A 19,168-nucleotide genomic window follows, 5' to 3' on the forward strand; every position below is an offset into this window, starting at 1 on the left:
ATTGGATAAAGTTAAAAGTGATAAACCAACCCAAACTCTAAGCCATATATGCCAAACCTATTGGTAATGGTTGCAGTTGTTGATTCAACACGTGCAGTTTCATCAACTTTACTTCCTCCACCGGCAGGAATATATCCTTCACCAGCTAGTATCTTTATTCCTGGTACAATATCTTTAAATTGGTTATCAAGGATACCAAAATAGCGTAAACCAGCAAATGCTTGAGTTTGTGCTGTAAGTTGGTGATTGATACCAAGTTTTGCTTGGTAAGCCAAGGCATATCTGGTTTTTCCTAGAAATTTAACCCTAGTTACACCTGCACCAATACCAACATATGGGGTGAATGGCATTTTTGCTATATTAAAATCACGATATACATTGACCATTCCAGCTAAGTTATTAAAACCTTCATTTTTCATCTTAAATGCAGCTCTGAACTCTGCTTCAACACTACAATTTTCTTGAATGTGAATATCAACCTTTCCACTTCTCCAAGGTGAATTGCATTCCGCTCCAGTAGACGCATCATTGTGACGACGAAGTTCAATATATCTTGCTTTTTTCTTATCTGAATAATCTTCATCATACAAGTTAGTCTGAGAATATAAGCCTTCAAACTCAACTCTCATATTTTTGAATAAATACCCTATTGCAGCACTACCGGCAAACCCTGGAACATATTTAGGACTGTATCCAGCTTCAATTCGCTCCTTCTTATTAAAACTAAAAACCCCCTCTGTTATATTGTCACCTGCATCTTCTTTTCCTTCTAGAGAACCTATTGCATTGAAGAATGCTCCAAAATAGTTAGCTTTGATGTAAACATTCTCTAAGTTATTTATTTTATCATCGTAAGATAAGCACCTAAATGAAAAAGTTAGCAAAACCAAAGATATGTGAATTTAAATCTTTCGCCCACCACAAAGCCTCCCTGCATAACTTGTCATTCCATTATTATAGTATGCTTCTATTTTTTATGATAGCAACTTTTTATTGCGCTCAATCGTTTTAGATTTATAATGAAAGTATTGTAATTTAAAGCAAATCAATGACTATTGCAATTCACGAATTAGAGAGGATCATCAAACAATCGTTCCCCGACGCTGATATAAAGATTCATGATCTTGCTGGAGATGATGACCATTATCATTTAAAAATAAACTCCAAGTGTTTTCTTGGAAAGACAAAAATAGAACAGCATAAAATGGTATATAAAGCTCTGGAAGGTCAGTCTATACACGCCTTGCAACTGGAAACTAATACTTTAAAATAAGGTGAATTTATGAGCAATTTTGAACAAATAAAAAAAGATATAACAGAAAATGATGTGGTATTGTATATGAAAGGCACTTCTGATTTTCCTCAATGCGGATTCTCTGGACTCGTCGTGTCAATCCTAAAAAAATTGAACGTGAAGTTTAAGTATATTAACGTGTTGGAGAATGATGAAATACGTGAATCTATAAAAAAGTTTTCTGATTGGCCAACAATTCCACAATTATATATAAAGGAAGAGTTTATTGGTGGTTGCGACATCACTCGCGAGATGTACAAAAAAGGCGAACTGCAAAGTTTATTGAAGGAAAAAAAAATTATTGCGGAATAAGTACCAAGAAACCAGTGCCCAGACGCTGGATAACGTAGTATTGCTATGAAAAAGGATCTTATGTCTTAAACCGTATCCGTTCAGGGGAGCGGCAAAATAAGGTAGACAAAGCAAGATAATAATGTTGATGTTAACACTATTGTCAAGTTTACTGGCCTTTCTATTAGTGAAATTGAAGAATTAAGTGTGAGCGGTTACAAATAATTTACCATTTCTTCTGGTTTCACTATCCTTTCAAACTCTTCCTCAGTGAGCAGTTGAAGTTTTGCTGCTGCTTCTTTTAGAGTGATATTTTCTTTATAAGCAAGCTTCGCTATTTTTGCTGCATTGTCGTACCCTATATGCGTATTTAATATAGTGACCAACATCAACGACTGATTCAGTAAATCTTTTATCCTCTCTTCATTTGCTTTAATACCAATTACACATTTTTCTGTAAAATTTAAACTTGCATCAGCTAAAAGTCTTATAGACTGCAAAACATTGTAAATTATCACTGGCTTAAACACATTCAATTCAAAATGACCGTTTGAACCACTAATGGTTACAGCAACATGATTTCCCATAACTTGAGTGCATACCATAGTCACCGCTTCACACTGAGTTGGATTCACTTTACCTGGCATAATTGAAGAACCAGGCTCATTTTCCGGTAACATTATTTCCCCAATTCCGCATCTTGGACCAGAACCAAGCAACCTTATATCATTTGCAATTTTCATTAAACTGACTGCTACTGTATTGAGTGTTCCACTGAGCTCAACTAAAGCATCATTTGCTGCTAGCGCTTCAAATTTATTGCCTGCTGAAGTAAATGGAAGGTTAGTAATTTCTGCAACTTGGCTTGAAAAATCTTCAGCAAAACCCTTTTTAGTATTGAGTCCCGTGCCAACTGCAGTGCCACCTTGTGCAAGCTCATATATATCACTTAAAGTTGATTTTACTCTTTCTATCCCCTTTTTAATCTGGACTGCATAGCCAGAGAACTCCTGTCCTAGTGTTAGGGGCGTTGCATCTTGCAGATGAGTACGTCCTACTTTTATTATATCTTTAAATTCCTGAACCTTATTATCCAGCACCTTATGCAATTTTTCAAGATTTGGAATAAGCAAGCGGTTTATCTGGTCTGCTGCTGCTATATGCATTGCTGTTGGAAAGGTGTCATTTGACGACTGACCATAATTCACATGATCATTTGGATGTATTGGAGATTTACTACCCAAATTACCACCTAAAATCTCTATTGCACGATTGCTGATCACTTCATTCATATTCATATTAGTCTGCGTTCCGGATCCGGTTTGCCAAACAACAAGCGGAAATTCATTATTAAATTTGCCATCTATTACTTCCTTTGCGGCTGCGCAGATTGCGTCCCCTACCTTATTATCTATGCTACCCTGCTTCATGTTAACATGTGCTGCTGCAAGTTTTACTATTGCTAATGCTTTAATCAGAGGCTCTGGCATTTTTTCTGTGCCAATCTTAAAATTTTCTAAAGAACGCTGAGTCTGCGCTCCCCAGTAATGTTCACTTGGTACTTTTACTTCCCCTAAGCTGTCTGATTCTATTCTCGTCTTTCTATCCATATTTTCCTCCTGGTGTTATGCAAACTGGTTCACTACATAATTTTTTCATGCCTACTTCTTGGTTAATTAAATCATACTAGATCCAAGTAGTCAAGTGTACGAACATTGCAATTTTCAGGTAACTTGCATGGTAGATGTACAACTGTACGAACATTGTCTAGCAGGAGGGTGTCATCCCAGCGCCCCTATGATGTCATCACAGTGCTTGACACTTGGATCCAGAAATTTTATTAAGTTGGTAAGCATAAAAGTAGCCGTTTTATGTTAAAATACAACGTTTTGATGATTATGAAAAGGCTGGATCCCAGTGTCTGGGCACTGGGATGACACCATCTGCCACGCAAATTGCCTGCAAATTGCAATGTTCGTACAGTTGTGTGGTAGATGCAAGTAGCTGACACTGGGATTTGTTGTGTTTAACAAAAACAAATGTTCGTACAAATATATTCTAGTTATATGATAAAATAAATGAAATTCACATCTTAAAAGGATCATATACATCGATTTCCTTAGAATTACTCTTTTTCAATTTTTCACTTAATAATCTTAAAATAGGCTGTAAATCACCATTAATTGATAAGCACAGCACTTCTTTATTGAGATAATTAGCTAGGTGATTCTTCTTTTCCAGAATTTCTGCTTCCCTCAATAAGTCGCATTTGTTTAATACTACAATCTCTTCTTTTTCAACAAGATCACTATTGTAAAGTTCCAATTCATTATGGATACAACTATAAGCCGAAACAACGTCATCGTGAGTTACATCGATTAAATGAAGTAAAATTTGACACCTTTCTATGTGCTTTAAAAATTTATGCCCGAGCCCAACTCCAAGGTGAGCATCAGTAATTATTCCAGGAATATCTGCTATTACAACTTCGCTATCATCCACTTTTACCATGCCTAAATGAGGTCTTACGGTGGTAAATGGATAATCGCCTACTTTTGTATCGGAATTTGAGCAGCGAGTCAAAAATTTTGATTTACCTGCGTTTGGCATGCCAATAATTCCAACATCTGATAAAACTTTTAGTTTTAATAATACATGTTTTTCTTCGCCAGGCTGACCGTAAGTAAAATGTCTTGGTGCCTTATTAGTAGAAGATTTAAAATTAGTATTTCCAAGTCCACCTTTTCCACCCTGTGCTACTTGAAATTCCATACCAGGCTTGTCAAGATCGACTATTATCTCTTCACTTTCTTCATCGATTATTTGTGCACCGACTGGAACTTTAAGTATAACGTCTTTCCCTGCTGTGCCAGATCTATCCCTGCCTGCACCATTTTTTCCACTATCTGCTTTAATGTGTCTTCTATAACGAAAATGAAGCAAAGTGTTGAGATTAGCGTCGCTGATGAAAACTATGTTTCCACCCTTTCCTCCATTACCACCATTTGGACCACCAAATTCAACGAACTTTTCTCGACGAAAACTTGCACAGCCATCACCACCGTCACCGGCTTTTAAACACAATTTTACTTCGTCTATAAAACCCATGCTAACCCACGATAATATTTAGCATCCTTTCCTAACGTGCTTTCTATTCTCATTAGCTCGTTATACTTCGCGAGTCTATCAGAACGCGATAGCGACCCGGTTTTTATTTGCCCACAATTTGATGCAACTGCTATGTGGGATATTGTTGTATCTTCTGTTTCACCTGAGCGGTGAGAAATAACAGCTTTATAGCCATTTGATTTTGCCATTTCAATTGCATTAAACGTTTCTGTTAACGTCCCTATTTGATTTGGCTTGATCAGTACAGCGTTTGCCATTTTTTCCTCTATTCCTTTGCATATCAGTTCACAATTTGTAACAAACAAATCATCCCCGACCAATTGAATTTTATTCCCTAGTTTTGCAGTAAGCAATTTCCAGCCTTCATAGTCGTCTTCACTCATTGCATCTTCTATAGAAATTATTGGATATTTTTCCACAAGGTCACAATAGTATTCAGTCAATTCTTTTGAAGTAAGCTCTTTATTTTCAAACTTGTAAATTTTGTTGTGACAAAAAGTAGATGAAGCAACATCAAGGCCCAGTGCAAAATCACTTTGCGCTGAATAACCTGCTGATTCTATAGCGTATATGATCAAATCAAGTGCTTCTTCAGTACTTTCAATATTTGGTGCAAAACCGCCTTCATCTCCTACGTTTGTGCTATAACCTTTTTTCTTAAGAATGCTACGTAAGTTGTGGAACACCTCCGCAGACATTCTGATTGCTTCACTGAAAGTCTCAGCCCCGACCGGAAGAATCATGAATTCTTGAAAATCGAGCTTATTGTCTGCATGTACTCCGCCATTAATTATGTTAATGAGTGGAACCGGCATAACACTCGTCTGCTCTCCCCCCAAATATCTGTAGAGCGGCACTTTAAAACTGTTTGCTGCTGCTTTTGCAACCGCAAGAGACACACCCAAAGTTGCATTTGCTCCAAGTTTAGATTTGTTTTTTGTTCCATCTAGTTCAATTAATGCTTCATCAATTGCATTTTGGTCCGCTGCATTCATTCCAATGATTTCATCTGCTATTATCCCATTTACAGCTTGAACAGCTTTCAGCACTCCTTTACCACAATACCTTTTCTCATCTTGGTCCCTGAGTTCCAAGGCTTCTAATTTACCAGTTGAAGCTCCAGAAGGTACAGATGCCCTGCCTATTGCTCCATCACAGAGCTCAATCTCTACCTCAACAGTGGGATAACCTCTGCTATCTAAAATTTCTCTTGCAAATACGTTGTTGATTATCTTATTCATCGCATTAAACCTTAACTTCTGCAATAAGTGCTGCAGTTTCTTTTGCCAATTTAGCTATATTACTACCAGCACCAATAAATAATACTATATCACCTGGACTTGTCGAATCACTAATAAAATGTGAAATGAGCAAAGCATCATTCATAATTTTTGTGTTATTAAATCCATTACTGATTAAAGCTTCTTGTATATCATTAATTCCACAACCAGGAATGGGCTTGTCTTCTGGGGGATGAACAGGGGTGAGGATGACATAATCAAACATCATGAAAATTCGTATGAATTCATCAAAAAAATTACGAATGCGAGCAAAACGAAGTGGTTCGATAATTCCTATTATCTTTCCTTTAGTAATCGAACGTGCTGCTGTTAAAGTTGCTTGTATTTCGTTTGGATGATGAGCATAATCCTCAATTAGCTTAACACCCTTAATATCGGCAATTAAAGAAAATCTTCTTGCTACTCCTTTGAATTCAAAAAGGCCTTTTTTAATGTCTGCATCGCTAATTCCGAGCTTTATCGCAACTGATATTGCAGCTAGTGCGTTACTGACTTTATGCATTCCTATTGTGTTTGATAGTACTACGTTTTTTATTCTGTGGTTATTGTCAATCAACACATCAAATTCCATGCTGTTATTATGTTGTTCGATGTTGCTGGCTCTTATGCTACCATTCTCAAACCCAAACGTTATAGAATTACTCGCATCATAATTAATGCCTACAGAATCAGGCAAAACTGCAAAATCTGCTTTGCTTATAAACTGAAAAAACGCATTTTTAATATTGTCGAATGTACCATAATGATCCATATGATCGTCGTTAATACTCGTTATAACAGCAATATTTGCAGGGATTTTTAGCATAGTTCCATCAGACTCATCAGCCTCGATCAGAAAAGTATCACTCTTTCCAAGTTTTGAATTACTCTGATACGAATTTAGTATTCCTCCTACAATTACAGTTGCATCAATATTAGAATGATCAAAAATGGAAGCAATCATAGCTGTTGTTGTTGTCTTTCCGCTTGAACCTGAAACCGCTATCACATATTTACCTTTCATAATTTCAGCAAGTATGTCTGATCTATGCAAAACGGTTTTATTGTTATTTTTTGCCGCAATTAACTCCACATTATCAGATTCTATTGCAGAAGAATGTACAACTATTTGAGCTTGGCTTATATTATTAGCATTGTGACCAATATAAACCTCTATACCTAGCTTTTGTAACTTATTTATATTGTCGTTTGATTGTGCATCACTGCCTTGAACTTTGCAATTGGAATTGTGAAGAATTTCAGCAATGGCACTCATTCCAATTCCACCTATACCAATAATATGTATTATTCCTTCTTGAGTTTTGTTAATATTTAGCAGTAGATGTTTACTCATTACTAAATTTATTATAGTATAATTTAAAATCCTCATAGTATCGAACCCTCTTACCGAATACAATGATAAAAAACCTAGCCTTCCTATGTCTAATATTCGTTTTGATGAGTAGTTGCAGTTTTAGCAACAGGTTTAATTGCACTGCAGGTCATTACAAAATTGGCAGCAGCTACACAATAAATGGTATAACTTATTATCCAAAAAACTGTAAACACTATGAAGAGATAGGGACAGCGTCGTGGTATGGAATAGAAGATCACGGCACGCTTACAGCAAATGGTGAAGTGTTTAACCGCCACTTGATCTCTGCAGCACATAAGACTTTGCCCCTACCCTGCTTTGTTCTTGTCACTAATTTAGAAAATGGAAGAAAGCTTGTTACAAGGGTTAACGATAGAGGGCCTTTTATTGAAGGCAGAATAATAGACTTATCAGAAAAAGCAGCTCAAGTCTTAGGATTTCATAAATCTGGGCTTGCAAAAGTAAAAGTTCAATACCTAAGAAAGATGTCAGAACAATTGATACAAAATACTCCTCATTACAGAAAGCAATATGAAAAAGAAATGCAGAAACGTCATCCGAAACAAGACAGTGCAGAAAGTAAGGGATATGTTGCATTTTTTAAAAGTGCTCAGGCTGCTAAATCAGCTGCATCAAAGCTTCGCAATCAAGGAATAAAAAATGTTAGATTGCTTTTTAAGAACGATCAATATTGCGTGAAAGTGAGTTATAGGTAGTGGTGAGTGCAGAATTTGAAAGATTTGGTTAATGTAAGGAACGCTGGCTAACTATTGTAAGTTAAAAATGTGATATAAAAAAGATATCAACAATTTATAGCTATACCACCGCGATATCTCTTAGCCGCTAACAAGTAGCGAAATGACAGCAATCCTACGTCATGCCGCCGCTAACCGTCATACCGCGATTCATTCGCGGTATCTCAGCCGCTAACAAGTAGCGGGATGACGAGCTTATCGTCATGCCACCGCGAACCGTCATGCCGCGATTCATTCGCGGTATCTCAGCCGCTAACAAGTAGCAGAATGACAGCAATCCTACGTCATACCGTCACGGTATCTCTAGATCCCGCTAACAAGTAGCGGGATACTTGACCTTTACAGGAATGACAGTTGTCGTTTAGCTATAAATGTTAAGAAATTTACCAAATAAAAAAAAAGGCAAAGAAACCCTAGGGTAGCTAGTATTCAAATTCTCCCTTGTCTATTTGACGTCTTTTACTGTCTTAAACACTTTATAAGCGCGTTTCGGCTTGTATAGGTAGAAACCTAAAAGTTTTATAAAGACATGAGGTGCACATAGTGCAAAAAATTAAGCATGATTTACGCCAAATACATTAAGTTTTTTGTCATTAATCCACTGCAGAGGTTGCGAAGATAAATAAATAGCTTCAGTTTCATGATAAGAGGGCTGGCGGAGTTTGTCAAGTAAGTTTTTCGTTTCATCCAATGCGCTGCCAAAAGTTTGTTATGCAAGAATGCACTAGCCATTTCTCACAGATTCATTTAAACTTAATCAAGTAGGAGTATTATTAACGCGAAAAGAGTTTAATTAGAGATTTAAGTGATATGGCGCGTGAGGAAGATATAAACCAATTAGTAGAAAATGGATTTGATATTAACTCAAAAGATGCAAGTGGAATCACTCTCTTGCATAAGTTCACAAAAGAAGGCGATTTAGTTGGAGTAAAGTCATTACTAGAGCACGAAGCTGATTTCAATGTCGTAGACAACGAAAATAGAAACCCTCTGCATTACGCCATTATGCATGGACACAAGAAAGTTGCTAAACTTTTTGTTAACCAACTGACAATTAATTCCAAGGATAAAAATGGATTCACTCCACTGCACCTTGCTGCACTACAAGATGACACGGAATTAATAGATTTTTTGATAACAAAAGGCGCAAAAATTAATGAAAAAGATGTCAAAGAGGGCTATACTCCTCTTCATATAGCTTCACTATACGGTTCTAAAAAAAGTGTTCAAATTTTAATTGATAGCGGAGCAAATCTCGAATGTGAAGATAACAATTTTCGTACTCCTTTGTTTTTAACCATTTATCAATGCACCGCACATTATGACAGCAGAGCAGAAATTATAGAATATCTGATAAAGAAAGGTGCAAATATAGAAGCCAAAGATGCAGAAAATAACACTACGCTTTTCCTAGCAGCGTATAACAACAAAATGCAAATAGTAAAACTTATTGCAAAAAAACAGCAAGCAAGTAACGATAAAATTAAACTTAAAGAGTTTTTTTGCACAAAAAACAACCATGGTTTTGATGCGTTAGATTGCGCTATTGAGCATAATAATAGAAAAATGGTAACATTTCTTGTTTCAAAGGGAATAGAAGCAAACGATCAAGATTTTAATGGTAACGCTAGGCTGCATAAAGCTAGCCATAATGGTAACACTAAAACAGTTAAGCTCTTATTGAAGCTTAAGGTAAACGTTAATGCTGTTACTAAATGTAACAGAACTCCCTTGCTACTCGCAGTTAAAAAAGGCCATACACAAATTGTGAAAATGTTATTGGAAGTTAGAGCCAATATGAACATTTGTGAGCAACAAGGTTTTGCACCTCTACATCTTGCTGTTCAAAAGGATTATTTTGATATAGCTCAGTTGTTAACAGAAAAAGGTGCAGACCTTAACATTAAGTGCAATAACGGTCATACCGCAATAGATATGTTCATTAGCAAGGCTCATAGCAAAAAAAACATCGAAGAAAATTACAAAAAATTTTGTAGATTTTTGATGCTTTACCTGAAAGAGCTACATAGTAAACACAAAGCCTGTTGTATACTTTCAACCCTAGCTCTAAGCTTAACAATTATAGGCTTACCATTTATTTTCAAGCCTATTATTAAATACAGAGAAAGAAGTAAAATATATAAAAAAATTAGGGCTATGCTGGTCTACATTTAAGTACAAGAAGAGTATACAAAAAATACATAGCCAAAGCTAATACACGACAATTATCTGCTCGATGAAAATGAGATTAAATACATTTTTAATATTTTTATAGAAATCTATTAGTATAGATTTTGTATGCTGTTCTAATGGCTATTTTTAAATGCTTAATACTCCTCTTCATTATTTCTTGCACACATCTACCTACCAAGCAATATCCTATTAACATAGACAATTATAAGCACGATTATCCGTTGCAACAATATAACACCTCTTTGGAGATTAATGAACCGGCAATACCAGAAATTATGCCTTTACCAATAGAGTTTCCCGATCTCACAATCAGTAATCAGCTTATTTCTATTAATGTTAGTGAAGAAGTATCAGTAAAGGATTTGCTGATTGAGATAGGAAAACTTTCTGACGTTAACTTGGATATGGACCCAAAAATATCAGGTAATATTATTTTAAAGCTAAAAGATAAGGATATAAACGAAGTAATTCAGAGTATAGCAAATAGCGCCAAACTGCGTTACTCAACAAGTAATGGTGTAATTAGAATTGAGCAGGACTTGCCATACGCACAAAATTATTACGTAGACTTCATCAATATTCAACATTCTGCTCAAAGCAGTTTCGTCATTAATAACAATATTACTAACAGTGATGGAAGTAACGTTGATAGGGACTATAACAATGTTATGAAGTCTCAATACAGTAGTGACTTATGGAATTCATTAGAAAAAGGCTTGAATGCAATAATGGATGTTAACGGGGTGGATGATGGCGAATTCCTTTCATCCAACAGAGAAGCTGGTGTTATTATTTTGAATGCTAGAAAAGATATCCACAAAGCTGTTGAAGAATATATTAATAAGGTTAAGAAGTTAGCGTCTTCTCAAGTAATGATAGAGGCAAAAATAGTTGAAGTTGTGCTAGATGACAAATACCTTTCTGGTATGAACTTAAATGACTTACAAGATGGAACTAAGTCTATAATAAATCAAGATAACTCCATTATTAACCTAGCAATGAACTTTGGTGCAAATGATCTAGGAGATTTAGTAAAAAATTTAGACAAATTTGGCACTTCAACTGTAATTTCAAGCCCCAGAGTACATGCTATAAATAATCAGCAAGCGATGATTTCATTTACTAAAAACCATATTTATTTTACCTCCGATATACAAAAAGATACTAGAAACTCTAATCAGACCTTAATTACCAAGATGAATAGCGTCCCAATAGGTGTTGTGCTAATAATCCACCCAAGCATTAACATTGATACTAGTGAAATATTCATGGATATACATCCAACTTTATCAAGAATTAACGGCTACACTAAAGATCCAGATATAGAGTACGTCGCACAGCAGAGTAAAATGAAATTAAATAGCGACATTCCAATTGTTGAAATCAGAGAAATGAACTCTATGTTAAAAATTAAGAGCGGTGAAATTATGGTAATCGGCGGGCTTATAGAACATAGAGAAGATAAGCAAAGCTTATTGCATCAGAAATCAAAAAGGCTAGCGAATAATATTAGAACAGTAGAAACTGTCATTTTTTTAAAAGCAACAATCGTACCAACATTTGGTTTGTTAGATAGAAAAGATAAGAATTTATATATATATTAAATTATCACTAAAAATTAAATATCAAACCAACTTCAATATTGTGAGTAGATATGTCATCTGCAACAGGTATCGGAACGCTAAAGTAACGATAGCCGAGAAAGGTTTTGATTTCTGGGATTATTGAATAATCAACACCAAGTTTTATTTGATAAGCAAACCAAGGAACATTCAGTGGCATTGAATTTTGGGGTGACCCATTAATCCTTTTTAATCTAAAAACTGTTGGTCCTATACCAAGACCGATGTACGGAGCAAATTGTGTATCCTGAACGCTGGGATTATAATAGAAGTTTAACAAAAACGCAAATATACTTGCTGATTTATCAAATACCGGAGGAGAATTACTATCTTCAATATTGGCTATAGAATACGCGGCTTCAAAATCAATTTTACCATTTTCTCCAGCATAGTAACCTAAAGACATGCTGCTAAACCACTGGAAATCAATTTTACCATCAAATTGCTGTATACTTTTAATTTCATCTGCCACTATATTTTTTATTATAAAACCATAATGACTTTCAACTAAAGTTAGGACTCTTTTTCCTATTTCTTGTATACCCTTTACAAATATTTCTGAATTATCATGGTATACCTTACCACCGTTAGCGCTAACATAAAAATCAAGTTTTTTTGATTTTTCTTTTGTAGGCTCAGCTTGATCTGCAATACGTGACCACATATTTTTCTGATCAGCTACTTGGAAAACAGAAGGTGGACTACTTTCAAGTTCTTGATATTTTATTGGTATTTCTTTTGCAGTAACCTCCTCAGAACGTATCACACTTTTATTATTGTCTGTTTCTAATTTTAAGGGTTGTACTTGCTCAATGTGTGTATCATTACTAATATAAATAATAAAAAAATAGACACATGAAATGAAAATCAAAAATAAAGTAATAGATATTCTAGTTATCATAAATGAATTCACAATTATCATTTACAGTATAATTACTATATCGTATATTTCTTCAATGTACAAAAATTAAGAAAAAATATTTCCAATTAGATAATTATTTTCCACTCCTTTAACATTAACTTTCACAATACTCTTGGCTTGAGCTTTTGATTCAAGCTTTATTAATGCAAAATTTTCTGCTCTACCGACATTATTTTGCTCAACCAGAACACTTTGCTTAGTGTTGATCAAGGATTGACAAAAACTGCTCATAATTTCTTTATTTACTTCTCTTAAATTTTTTACTCGTTCTTTACGCACATTCTCTGGTACTTGTGGCATTCGTGCAGCAGGTGTATTTTTCCGCTCTGAATATGGAAAAGCATGTAGGTAAACTATATTTGTTTTTTTCAGTAAATCAACTGTATCCTGAAACATTTCATCAGTTTCTGTTGGAAATCCAGCAATAATATCAGCGCCAAATGCTATATTAGGCCTCAAGCTCTTCATTTTATGACAAAATTCTATCACTTGTTCTCTGTTGTGACGACGCTTCATTCTCTTTAGTATTAAATTATTACCAGATTGTAGACTCAAATGTAAATGAGGCATAAGTCTTGACTCATTAGCTATTAAATCCATTAATTCGTCGTCAACTTCAGCAACATCGATAGAGGAAAGTCTTAGCCTCTTCAACTCTGGTATATCCTTTAAAACTCTCCTAATCATTGAACCAAGTGATGGCTTACCCAACAAATCTGTACCAAAGTCAGTAATATCAACCCCTGTAAACACTACTTCTTGATATCCATTTTCTACAAAGATCCTGATTTGCTCTATAATACTGTTTATTGGCACAGATCGATTATTCCCTCTTGCCTCAGTAATTGAACAAAATGTGCAGCTATGATTACAACCATTTTGAATTTCAATAAATGCCCTTGACTTATCTTCAAATCCATTAATTAGAACAGGTTCTACTTGGTTATCACTGACCAAGATTTTATCGTCATTTAGTAAGTAATTTTCAGCTTTTAGCTTATCTTGATTACCGAGCACTTTACTTACACCAGGAATGCTACTGTAAACTTCTGGATCCAACTGAACAGCACAACCAACTACGATAATTTCTTTATTTGGATCATTTTTGTAAATCTTACGTATCTTTTGCTTTACCTGACGTTCTGCTTCGTTTGTCACTGCACAGCTATGCACCACAACAACATTTTCTCTCTTTGCTTTTTTTAATGCTTCTTTGATTAACTCGCTCTCGTAAAAATTTAGACGACAACCAAATGTTATCACTTCATTCATGTTAGTATTTTTTGCTTTAATAGACCTAAATTATATCAAATATCCAAGCAAAGTCTCTTGCATGACTATTTTTTTGTAAATAAATGCTATGCAAGCAGCAGACACTGGGATCTCAACGATTTTCACTCAGACACAGTATCACTCCTTTGCTTATTATAGTCTTTTGACCTTTTTAAGATACAATCCGGATTGGATACTGAGTTGGTGAGTATAAAAGTATAGCTTCTACGTCATACCGCTGCGGTATCTCTTAGCCGCTAACAAGTAGCGGGATGACGATTGTCGGTGAATCTAAGTTACCTTAGCTACATTTCTAGCTGTAACTATAAATGTATGGATTTTTTATCGTGCCATGTTATAATTAACGTCTTGCTAAAAATTAAATATTGATGAATGAACTAAGAAAGTTAAGTATTACACAAATGCATGACGGGCTCAAAAAAAAGAGTTTTTCTGCCGTTGAACTCGTAGAGGCGCACATCAGTGCGGTTGAAAATGAGAAATTAAATGCATTTATAACAAAAACCCCAGAGATAGCAATGAAAGCTGCTAAAGCTGCAGATGAACATTTCTCTAGGCAAAAGGATGATTTAATCTCGCCGCTCATGGGTGTACCAGTTGGCATCAAAGATCTATTCTGTACAAAAGGAATAAAAACAACAGCATGCTCAAAAATGCTGGAAAATTTCGTTCCGACTTACGAATCTACGGTGTCTGACTTGCTTTTAAAAAGTGGAGCAGCCATGCTCGGTAAGCTTAATATGGATGAATTTGCTATGGGTTCTGCGAACACAAATAGCTATTTTGGCCCTGTTGAAAATGTGTGGATTAGAAAAAGCGATGGGGAAAAAGTTGTTCCTGGTGGATCATCTGGTGGATCTGCAGCATCGGTGGCTGGATTTTTATGCGCTGGAGCACTAGGGAGTGACACCGGTGGATCTGTGCGCCAACCAGCAGCTTATTGTGGAGTGGTTGGAATAAAGCCAACTTATGGAAGATGCTCGCGTTTTGGTATGATTGCATTTGCGAGTTCTCTAGATCAAGCAGGAGTCATTACTCGTTCTGTCTCTGATTCAGCATTAATGCTGGAAGCAATCTGTGGCTATGATACAAAAGATTCAATATCAAGCGAAAAGCCAGTGCCTAAATTTTCTAGCTTTATAAATGGTGATGTCAAGGGTAAGCGTATTGGTATACCAAAAGAATATAGGATGGATGGAATTTCAGAGGAAATAGTCCATAATTGGGAGAAAGTTGCTTCCTATTTAAAAGAAAATGGCGCTGAAGTTGTTGACGTTACTCTGCCACATACTAAATATGCAATACCAGTCTATTATTTAATTTGTTCTGCTGAAACTTCATCCAATCTTGCTCGTTATGACGGTGTGCGTTATGGGTTCAGGGTTGATGCTGATACCCTTGAAGAAATGTATTCACTAACAAGAGCAGAAGGTTTCGGTAAAGAGGTGAAAAGAAGAATTTTAATTGGCGCTTATGCGCTTTCCTCAGGTCATTACAATGAATATTACGAAAAAGCACAGTGTATCAGGGCATTAATCAGAAATGATTTTATAAAAGCGTTTGAAAAAATAGATTACATACTTGTGCCATCTGCTCCAACAGAAGCTTTTGGCTTAAATGAAAAGCCAGATCCGCTAATTATGTGCATCAATGATGTGTTTACTGTGCCGGCAAGTCTGGCAGGATTGCCTGCTATTTCTGTTCCTGTTGGGCTCTCCAATGAGGGTTTACCACTTGCCTTGCAAGTGATTGGAAATTATTATGATGAAGCTGGAATATTAAATGTGGCAAGTGTGATAGAGCAAAATTGCGGCAGAATAATTAGACCTCTTGCATAATCTATTTTTTGATAGTAATTTTTGCATTAAAATTTGCTTACGCTCCTCAACGTACTCTATGGTTCCATTTTTAGATGAATAGCAAAAACAGGGTATATTAATCTGTTTACAAAATTTTCGTGTAACAGTTCACACTTAATTAAACAGACTGAATTCTGTAATTTTGGGATGTTGAAAAATTTACCTCACGTTGTCATTCCAGCGCATAACGCTGAAATCCAGATTTATAGAAACGAAAAAACTTGCTTGACACATTTTGCCAACCCCCTTATTACGATGTGTAGTACAATGATACAAATTAAGAATTCCCCCATCCTGTGCTGGTTCTTCGATCTGAAATCCTACTTCTACCTGATCACAACCAATGTTAATTTGTCCTATTAATGCTTTAATAATGCCGCGCTTAGTTTGCCAATCTAGCTGTTCCAGGTTCGATTTTACACTAGAATAAAAATTCTTTATGCTATTTATAATAAGACTTATTCCTTTTTCTACTGCCTTCTGATCAACTACCTTTTTTTTCTCTTCTTCTATCCCTTGTAAGCGTTCTTTCATTTTTCTCATTGTCTGTTTAAATTCTTCCTCGCTTATATATCCTTTCTCTCCTGCATTTTCTTGACTATAATAATCTTCCATTAATTTTTCGATACCTTCTTTTATTTGATTTTCTCTTCTTGCAAACTTTTTCTCTGATGATTCATCATTTTTATTTTCTAATACTCTACGTTGGTATTCCTTTTTTATCATCTCTGGGTTTTTTAGTACATCTTTCACCTTTTCCCATACTGACCTTACCCAGAAAAAGTGGAGAGAAAGAAAAGAGTTTTTTTGGGTAAAATAAAATTTTGGAGGATTAGAAATGGTAAGAGAATATACAGCAGAATTCAAATTGGAAGCTGTTAAACTGGCAAATGAACAAAGAAAGGTAGGTCAACCAGTTGCAAAAGTAGCAAGAGATCTAGGAATAAGGGATAGTGTATTAGGAAAATGGATAAAGAAACACAACGAAAAAAAGTCGGCAGCAGATGCATTTCCAGGTAGAGGTAACATGGCTCCTTACGACAAAGAGAGGTTTGATTTACAAAGCAAGAGTAACAAGGGAAAGAGACATTTTAAAAAAAGCCCTGGCCAGTCAAAAAGAGTAAAATATTTTTTTATATAGTAACTGCTATAAAGTACAGGAATTATGTAGGATTTTCTGCTAGTGGCTACTATAAGTGGACCACAAGAAAAATAAGCAGTAGAGAATCAGCAAATAAAGAGTTATTAGCAGATATTCAAAAAATATATCAAGCTTCTAAATGTAGATATGGAGCTCCTAAAATTCATGCTGAATTGAAGGCTTTGGGTAAAAGTTGCAACTTAAAAACAGTGCAAAGTATTATGCAGAAAAATGGTATTCAGGCTATATTGAGAAGAAAATTTAAAATTAAGAAACAACAAACGGACAGTAGCTCCCAATATATTAGACCAAAACTTTATTGTCGATCAACCAAATAAAGTATGGGATTACTTATATAAAAACCAAAGAAGGATGGCTATATTTGGCAACAATAATCGATCTATATTCACGCATGGTAGTTAATGAGCAGTTCAATAAATAAACAATTGGTTATGGACTCTTTATTAATGGCCGTTAACAAGCGTAAACCTGCCAAAAATCTACTATTACATAGTGATCAAGGTTCACAATATACTTCGCAAGGTTATCAATATCTCTTATCCATAAAAAACATAGATGAGTCATAAAGGTTGTTGTTACGACAATTCTGTTGTGGAAAGCTTCTTTAGCTCATTGAAAAGAGAAATACTTATTGATACTTCACAACACTCTGCTCAACAAACTAGAACTGCAATATTTGAATACATAGAAATTTTTTATAACAAACAACGTCACTATTAACTATTGCATTCCTGAGCATTTTGATTCATCATTCTCTTTGTGAAAAACATTCCAAACTTTCTCTCCACTTTTTCTGGGTAAGGTCAGTTTCCATTTGGTTCAAACTCGGATACAATTTCTCCAGAGCTGGGTAATCTCATACCAGAACCATCTGCTGCAATAAGTCTATAGCCTCTCCAACTCAGGTTCATCCTGATAGGCTGTTTGGATGCTTAAATTCTTGAAAGCCTGTATGGCAAATCTTATACCTTGCTTTAGAAAAAGCTTGCTTTGAGGGTACATGTCAATGGCTCCATAAGTTCACATTCTATTCCCAAACTTTTTTTAACTATAGTACTTCCCAAAGTAAATGATAAAGGTATAATAAGCTATTTGAGTTATAATGGCGTATAGTGTGGATTTAAGGGAAAGGGCAGTATCGATGATAGAAAAAGGGAAGTCAAAGGTTGAGGTGGCAGAGCTTTTGGAGATAGGAATAGCAACTCTGTACCGCTGGTTAAGAAAGAAAGCCGCTGGTGAAAGCCTAAGGCCATCGAAAAACGGCAGCTTTATTCGAAAAATAGACCCAAAAATACTCGAAGAATATGTTAAAAAGAATCCAGATCATACGCTGGCAGAGATGAAACAAAATCTTGGATTTGGAATAAATTCAATTTGGTATAGGCTGAAACAGCTAAGAATTACTTTAAAAAAAAGTTACACTATATCAAGAGCGCAATCAAGAAGATAGGCAGCGATTTACCGATAAAATCTCAAAAATAGACCATTCCAGCATCTTATATATAGATGAAGCAGGAGTTGATAATAGGTTATACCGAGAGTATGGACGTGCTCCAATAGGAAAGAAAATTTATGCAGATATTCCAGGAAGAAAACGAGAGAGAATCAGTATAATAGGCGGGTGGATTGGAAAGAGATTTATTGCACCAATGACTTTCAAAGGTGGGTGTGACAAAGAGGTATTCAATACATGGTTAGAGAAGATGTTATTACCTAAATTGCCACATGGTACTACAATAGTTATGGACAATGCCACATTCCATAAAACTCCCAAAACAAAGGAGTTAATAGATAATGCTAGATGCCGTTTGCTCTATCTACCAACATATTCACCAGATTTGAACCCTATAGAGCATTGTTGGAATACCATCAAAAGCCGCCTCAGACCTTTAATGCATAAATATACAGACTTACAACTTTTGGTTGGTAATACCATAATGGAAATTTATCATTCATTTTAGAAAATACTATAAGAGGTTGTCCGGAAACTAGT

22 protein-coding genes and 1 pseudogene are annotated in these 19,168 nt (G+C 35.4%); 13 read left to right on the forward strand and 10 right to left on the reverse strand.

Annotated features, from left to right (window positions below; genetic code table 11):
* Positions 1-11: 11 nt before the first annotated feature.
* On the reverse strand, positions 12-884 hold the full coding sequence (locus tag ABWU72_RS06895; protein WP_080717615.1) for a P44/Msp2 family outer membrane protein: 873 nt from the start codon (positions 882-884) through the stop codon (positions 12-14).
* 164 nt (positions 885-1,048) lie between these two features.
* On the opposite strand from ABWU72_RS06895, the gene ABWU72_RS06900 reads away from it, so the two are divergent.
* Together ABWU72_RS06900 and grxD are read left to right on the forward strand one after the other, a co-directional pair.
* Positions 1,049-1,273: a BolA/IbaG family iron-sulfur metabolism protein gene (locus ABWU72_RS06900; protein WP_015588949.1), complete on the forward strand. Its 225-nt coding sequence runs from the start codon at positions 1,049-1,051 to the stop codon at positions 1,271-1,273.
* Positions 1,274-1,282: 9 nt separating this feature from the next.
* Positions 1,283-1,606, forward strand: a complete 324-nt coding sequence (gene grxD, locus ABWU72_RS06905; protein WP_353284003.1) for a Grx4 family monothiol glutaredoxin — start codon at positions 1,283-1,285, stop codon at positions 1,604-1,606.
* A 194-nt stretch (positions 1,607-1,800) separates the two neighbouring features.
* Here grxD and fumC read toward each other — a convergent pair whose 3' ends face one another.
* Complete coding sequence (gene fumC, locus ABWU72_RS06910; RefSeq protein ID WP_155968531.1) at positions 1,801-3,195, reverse strand: class II fumarate hydratase; 1,395 nt, start codon at positions 3,193-3,195, stop codon at positions 1,801-1,803.
* A 127-nt stretch (positions 3,196-3,322) separates the two neighbouring features.
* Here fumC and ABWU72_RS06915 point away from each other — a divergent pair, with 127 nt between their 5' ends.
* Positions 3,323-3,463, forward strand: coding sequence for a hypothetical protein (locus tag ABWU72_RS06915; protein ID WP_153296801.1), 141 nt, complete (start codon positions 3,323-3,325; stop codon positions 3,461-3,463).
* Here ABWU72_RS06915 and ABWU72_RS08220 read toward each other — a convergent pair.
* From ABWU72_RS08220 to murC, 4 genes are read right to left on the reverse strand one after another with little or no spacing between them, the layout of a single operon-like run.
* Positions 3,460-3,618 carry a hypothetical protein gene (locus tag ABWU72_RS08220; RefSeq protein WP_237357337.1) on the reverse strand — a complete coding sequence of 53 codons (159 nt, stop codon included), beginning with the start codon at positions 3,616-3,618 and terminating at the stop codon, positions 3,460-3,462. The genes ABWU72_RS06915 and ABWU72_RS08220 overlap by 4 nt on opposite strands.
* A gap of 52 nt (positions 3,619-3,670) precedes the next feature.
* A complete protein-coding gene (cgtA, locus tag ABWU72_RS06925) occupies positions 3,671-4,693 on the reverse strand; it encodes an Obg family GTPase CgtA (RefSeq protein ID WP_174515741.1) in 1,023 nt (340 codons plus the stop codon).
* Positions 4,681-5,955 (reverse strand): phosphopyruvate hydratase, encoded by a 1,275-nt coding sequence (gene eno / locus ABWU72_RS06930; protein ID WP_155968474.1) that lies wholly within the window; start codon positions 5,953-5,955, stop codon positions 4,681-4,683. Before eno ends, cgtA begins: the two co-directional genes overlap by 13 nt.
* Positions 5,956-5,959: 4 nt before the next feature.
* Positions 5,960-7,384, reverse strand: coding sequence for a UDP-N-acetylmuramate--L-alanine ligase (gene murC / locus ABWU72_RS06935; protein WP_155968476.1), 1,425 nt, complete (start codon positions 7,382-7,384; stop codon positions 5,960-5,962).
* A gap of 26 nt (positions 7,385-7,410) precedes the next feature.
* Here murC and ABWU72_RS06940 point away from each other — a divergent pair, with 26 nt between their 5' ends.
* From ABWU72_RS06940 to ABWU72_RS06950, 3 genes are all read left to right on the forward strand, one after another.
* Entirely contained in the window at positions 7,411-8,085 is a 675-nt protein-coding gene (locus ABWU72_RS06940) for a septal ring lytic transglycosylase RlpA family protein (RefSeq protein WP_155968478.1), read from the forward strand.
* Positions 8,086-8,934: 849 nt separating this feature from the next.
* A complete protein-coding gene (locus ABWU72_RS06945; protein ID WP_155968480.1) occupies positions 8,935-10,299 on the forward strand; it encodes an ankyrin repeat domain-containing protein in 1,365 nt (454 codons plus the stop codon).
* Between the two features lie 134 nt (positions 10,300-10,433).
* Entirely contained in the window at positions 10,434-11,921 is a 1,488-nt protein-coding gene (locus ABWU72_RS06950; protein ID WP_015588942.1) for a type II secretion system protein GspD, read from the forward strand.
* A gap of 7 nt (positions 11,922-11,928) precedes the next feature.
* On the opposite strand, the gene ABWU72_RS06955 is transcribed toward ABWU72_RS06950, so the two are convergent.
* Both ABWU72_RS06955 and mtaB read right to left on the reverse strand, forming a co-directional pair.
* Positions 11,929-12,840, reverse strand: a complete 912-nt coding sequence (locus tag ABWU72_RS06955) for an outer membrane protein (RefSeq protein WP_353284071.1) — start codon at positions 12,838-12,840, stop codon at positions 11,929-11,931.
* 66 nt (positions 12,841-12,906) lie between these two features.
* Entirely contained in the window at positions 12,907-14,133 is a 1,227-nt protein-coding gene (gene mtaB, locus ABWU72_RS06960) for a tRNA (N(6)-L-threonylcarbamoyladenosine(37)-C(2))-methylthiotransferase MtaB (protein WP_010082135.1), read from the reverse strand.
* A 389-nt stretch (positions 14,134-14,522) separates the two neighbouring features.
* Here mtaB and gatA point away from each other — a divergent pair, with 389 nt between their 5' ends.
* The gene (gene gatA / locus ABWU72_RS06965) at positions 14,523-15,992 is read left to right on the forward strand and encodes an Asp-tRNA(Asn)/Glu-tRNA(Gln) amidotransferase subunit GatA (protein WP_010962643.1); all 1,470 of its coding nucleotides are present in this window, start codon (positions 14,523-14,525) and stop codon (positions 15,990-15,992) included.
* 180 nt (positions 15,993-16,172) lie between these two features.
* Here the strand turns inward: gatA and ABWU72_RS06970 are convergent, their stop codons facing one another.
* The gene (locus ABWU72_RS06970; RefSeq protein WP_231115873.1) at positions 16,173-16,766 is read right to left on the reverse strand and encodes a hypothetical protein; all 594 of its coding nucleotides are present in this window, start codon (positions 16,764-16,766) and stop codon (positions 16,173-16,175) included.
* An 85-nt stretch (positions 16,767-16,851) separates the two neighbouring features.
* On the opposite strand from ABWU72_RS06970, the gene ABWU72_RS06975 reads away from it, so the two are divergent.
* From ABWU72_RS06975 to ABWU72_RS06990, 4 genes are all read left to right on the forward strand, one after another.
* Positions 16,852-17,154: a transposase gene (locus ABWU72_RS06975; RefSeq protein WP_353283978.1), complete on the forward strand. Its 303-nt coding sequence runs from the start codon at positions 16,852-16,854 to the stop codon at positions 17,152-17,154.
* A 122-nt stretch (positions 17,155-17,276) separates the two neighbouring features.
* Entirely contained in the window at positions 17,277-17,492 is a 216-nt protein-coding gene (locus ABWU72_RS06980) for an IS3 family transposase (protein ID WP_245836010.1), read from the forward strand.
* Between the two features lie 84 nt (positions 17,493-17,576).
* The gene (locus ABWU72_RS06985; protein WP_156768661.1) at positions 17,577-17,741 is read left to right on the forward strand and encodes a DDE-type integrase/transposase/recombinase; all 165 of its coding nucleotides are present in this window, start codon (positions 17,577-17,579) and stop codon (positions 17,739-17,741) included.
* Positions 17,731-17,895: an IS3 family transposase gene (locus ABWU72_RS06990; protein ID WP_080717614.1), complete on the forward strand. Its 165-nt coding sequence runs from the start codon at positions 17,731-17,733 to the stop codon at positions 17,893-17,895. Before ABWU72_RS06985 ends, ABWU72_RS06990 begins: the two co-directional genes overlap by 11 nt.
* Before the next feature lie 89 nt (positions 17,896-17,984).
* On the opposite strand, the pseudogene ABWU72_RS06995 reads toward ABWU72_RS06990, so the two are convergent.
* A pseudogene (locus tag ABWU72_RS06995) lies at positions 17,985-18,245 on the reverse strand (IS4 family transposase); the annotation flags it as partial.
* A gap of 32 nt (positions 18,246-18,277) precedes the next feature.
* Here ABWU72_RS06995 and ABWU72_RS07000 point away from each other — a divergent pair.
* The gene (locus tag ABWU72_RS07000; RefSeq protein ID WP_155968342.1) at positions 18,278-18,625 is read left to right on the forward strand and encodes an IS630 transposase-related protein; all 348 of its coding nucleotides are present in this window, start codon (positions 18,278-18,280) and stop codon (positions 18,623-18,625) included.
* A 28-nt stretch (positions 18,626-18,653) separates the two neighbouring features.
* Positions 18,654-19,136: an IS630 family transposase gene (locus ABWU72_RS07005; protein WP_231115908.1), complete on the forward strand. Its 483-nt coding sequence runs from the start codon at positions 18,654-18,656 to the stop codon at positions 19,134-19,136.
* Positions 19,137-19,168: the final 32 nt, after the last annotated feature.

It is taken from the genome of Wolbachia endosymbiont (group A) of Lypha dubia (assembly GCF_964028575.1).
GTDB classification, from domain to species: domain Bacteria; phylum Pseudomonadota; class Alphaproteobacteria; order Rickettsiales; family Anaplasmataceae; genus Wolbachia; species Wolbachia pipientis.

Coding starts and splice junctions, on each gene's coding strand:
- ABWU72_RS06945 (WP_155968480.1), top strand. CDS start 8,935: ATGGCGCGTGAGGAAGATATAAACCAATTAGTAGAAAATGGATTTGAT.
- murC (WP_155968476.1), bottom strand. CDS start 7,384: ATGAGGATTTTAAATTATACTATAATAAATTTAGTAATGAGTAAACAT.
- ABWU72_RS06950 (WP_015588942.1), top strand. CDS start 10,434: ATGGCTATTTTTAAATGCTTAATACTCCTCTTCATTATTTCTTGCACA.
- gatA (WP_010962643.1), top strand. CDS start 14,523: ATGAATGAACTAAGAAAGTTAAGTATTACACAAATGCATGACGGGCTC.
- fumC (WP_155968531.1), bottom strand. CDS start 3,195: ATGGATAGAAAGACGAGAATAGAATCAGACAGCTTAGGGGAAGTAAAA.
- grxD (WP_353284003.1), top strand. CDS start 1,283: ATGAGCAATTTTGAACAAATAAAAAAAGATATAACAGAAAATGATGTG.
- ABWU72_RS06955 (WP_353284071.1), bottom strand. CDS start 12,840: ATGATAACTAGAATATCTATTACTTTATTTTTGATTTTCATTTCATGT.
- ABWU72_RS06975 (WP_353283978.1), top strand. CDS start 16,852: ATGGTAAGAGAATATACAGCAGAATTCAAATTGGAAGCTGTTAAACTG.
- ABWU72_RS06940 (WP_155968478.1), top strand. CDS start 7,411: ATGATAAAAAACCTAGCCTTCCTATGTCTAATATTCGTTTTGATGAGT.
- ABWU72_RS07000 (WP_155968342.1), top strand. CDS start 18,278: ATGGCGTATAGTGTGGATTTAAGGGAAAGGGCAGTATCGATGATAGAA.
- ABWU72_RS06915 (WP_153296801.1), top strand. CDS start 3,323: ATGGTAGATGTACAACTGTACGAACATTGTCTAGCAGGAGGGTGTCAT.
- ABWU72_RS06990 (WP_080717614.1), top strand. CDS start 17,731: ATGAGTCATAAAGGTTGTTGTTACGACAATTCTGTTGTGGAAAGCTTC.
- cgtA (WP_174515741.1), bottom strand. CDS start 4,693: ATGGGTTTTATAGACGAAGTAAAATTGTGTTTAAAAGCCGGTGACGGT.
- ABWU72_RS06985 (WP_156768661.1), top strand. CDS start 17,577: ATGAGCAGTTCAATAAATAAACAATTGGTTATGGACTCTTTATTAATG.
- ABWU72_RS06900 (WP_015588949.1), top strand. CDS start 1,049: ATGACTATTGCAATTCACGAATTAGAGAGGATCATCAAACAATCGTTC.
- mtaB (WP_010082135.1), bottom strand. CDS start 14,133: ATGAATGAAGTGATAACATTTGGTTGTCGTCTAAATTTTTACGAGAGC.
- eno (WP_155968474.1), bottom strand. CDS start 5,955: ATGAATAAGATAATCAACAACGTATTTGCAAGAGAAATTTTAGATAGC.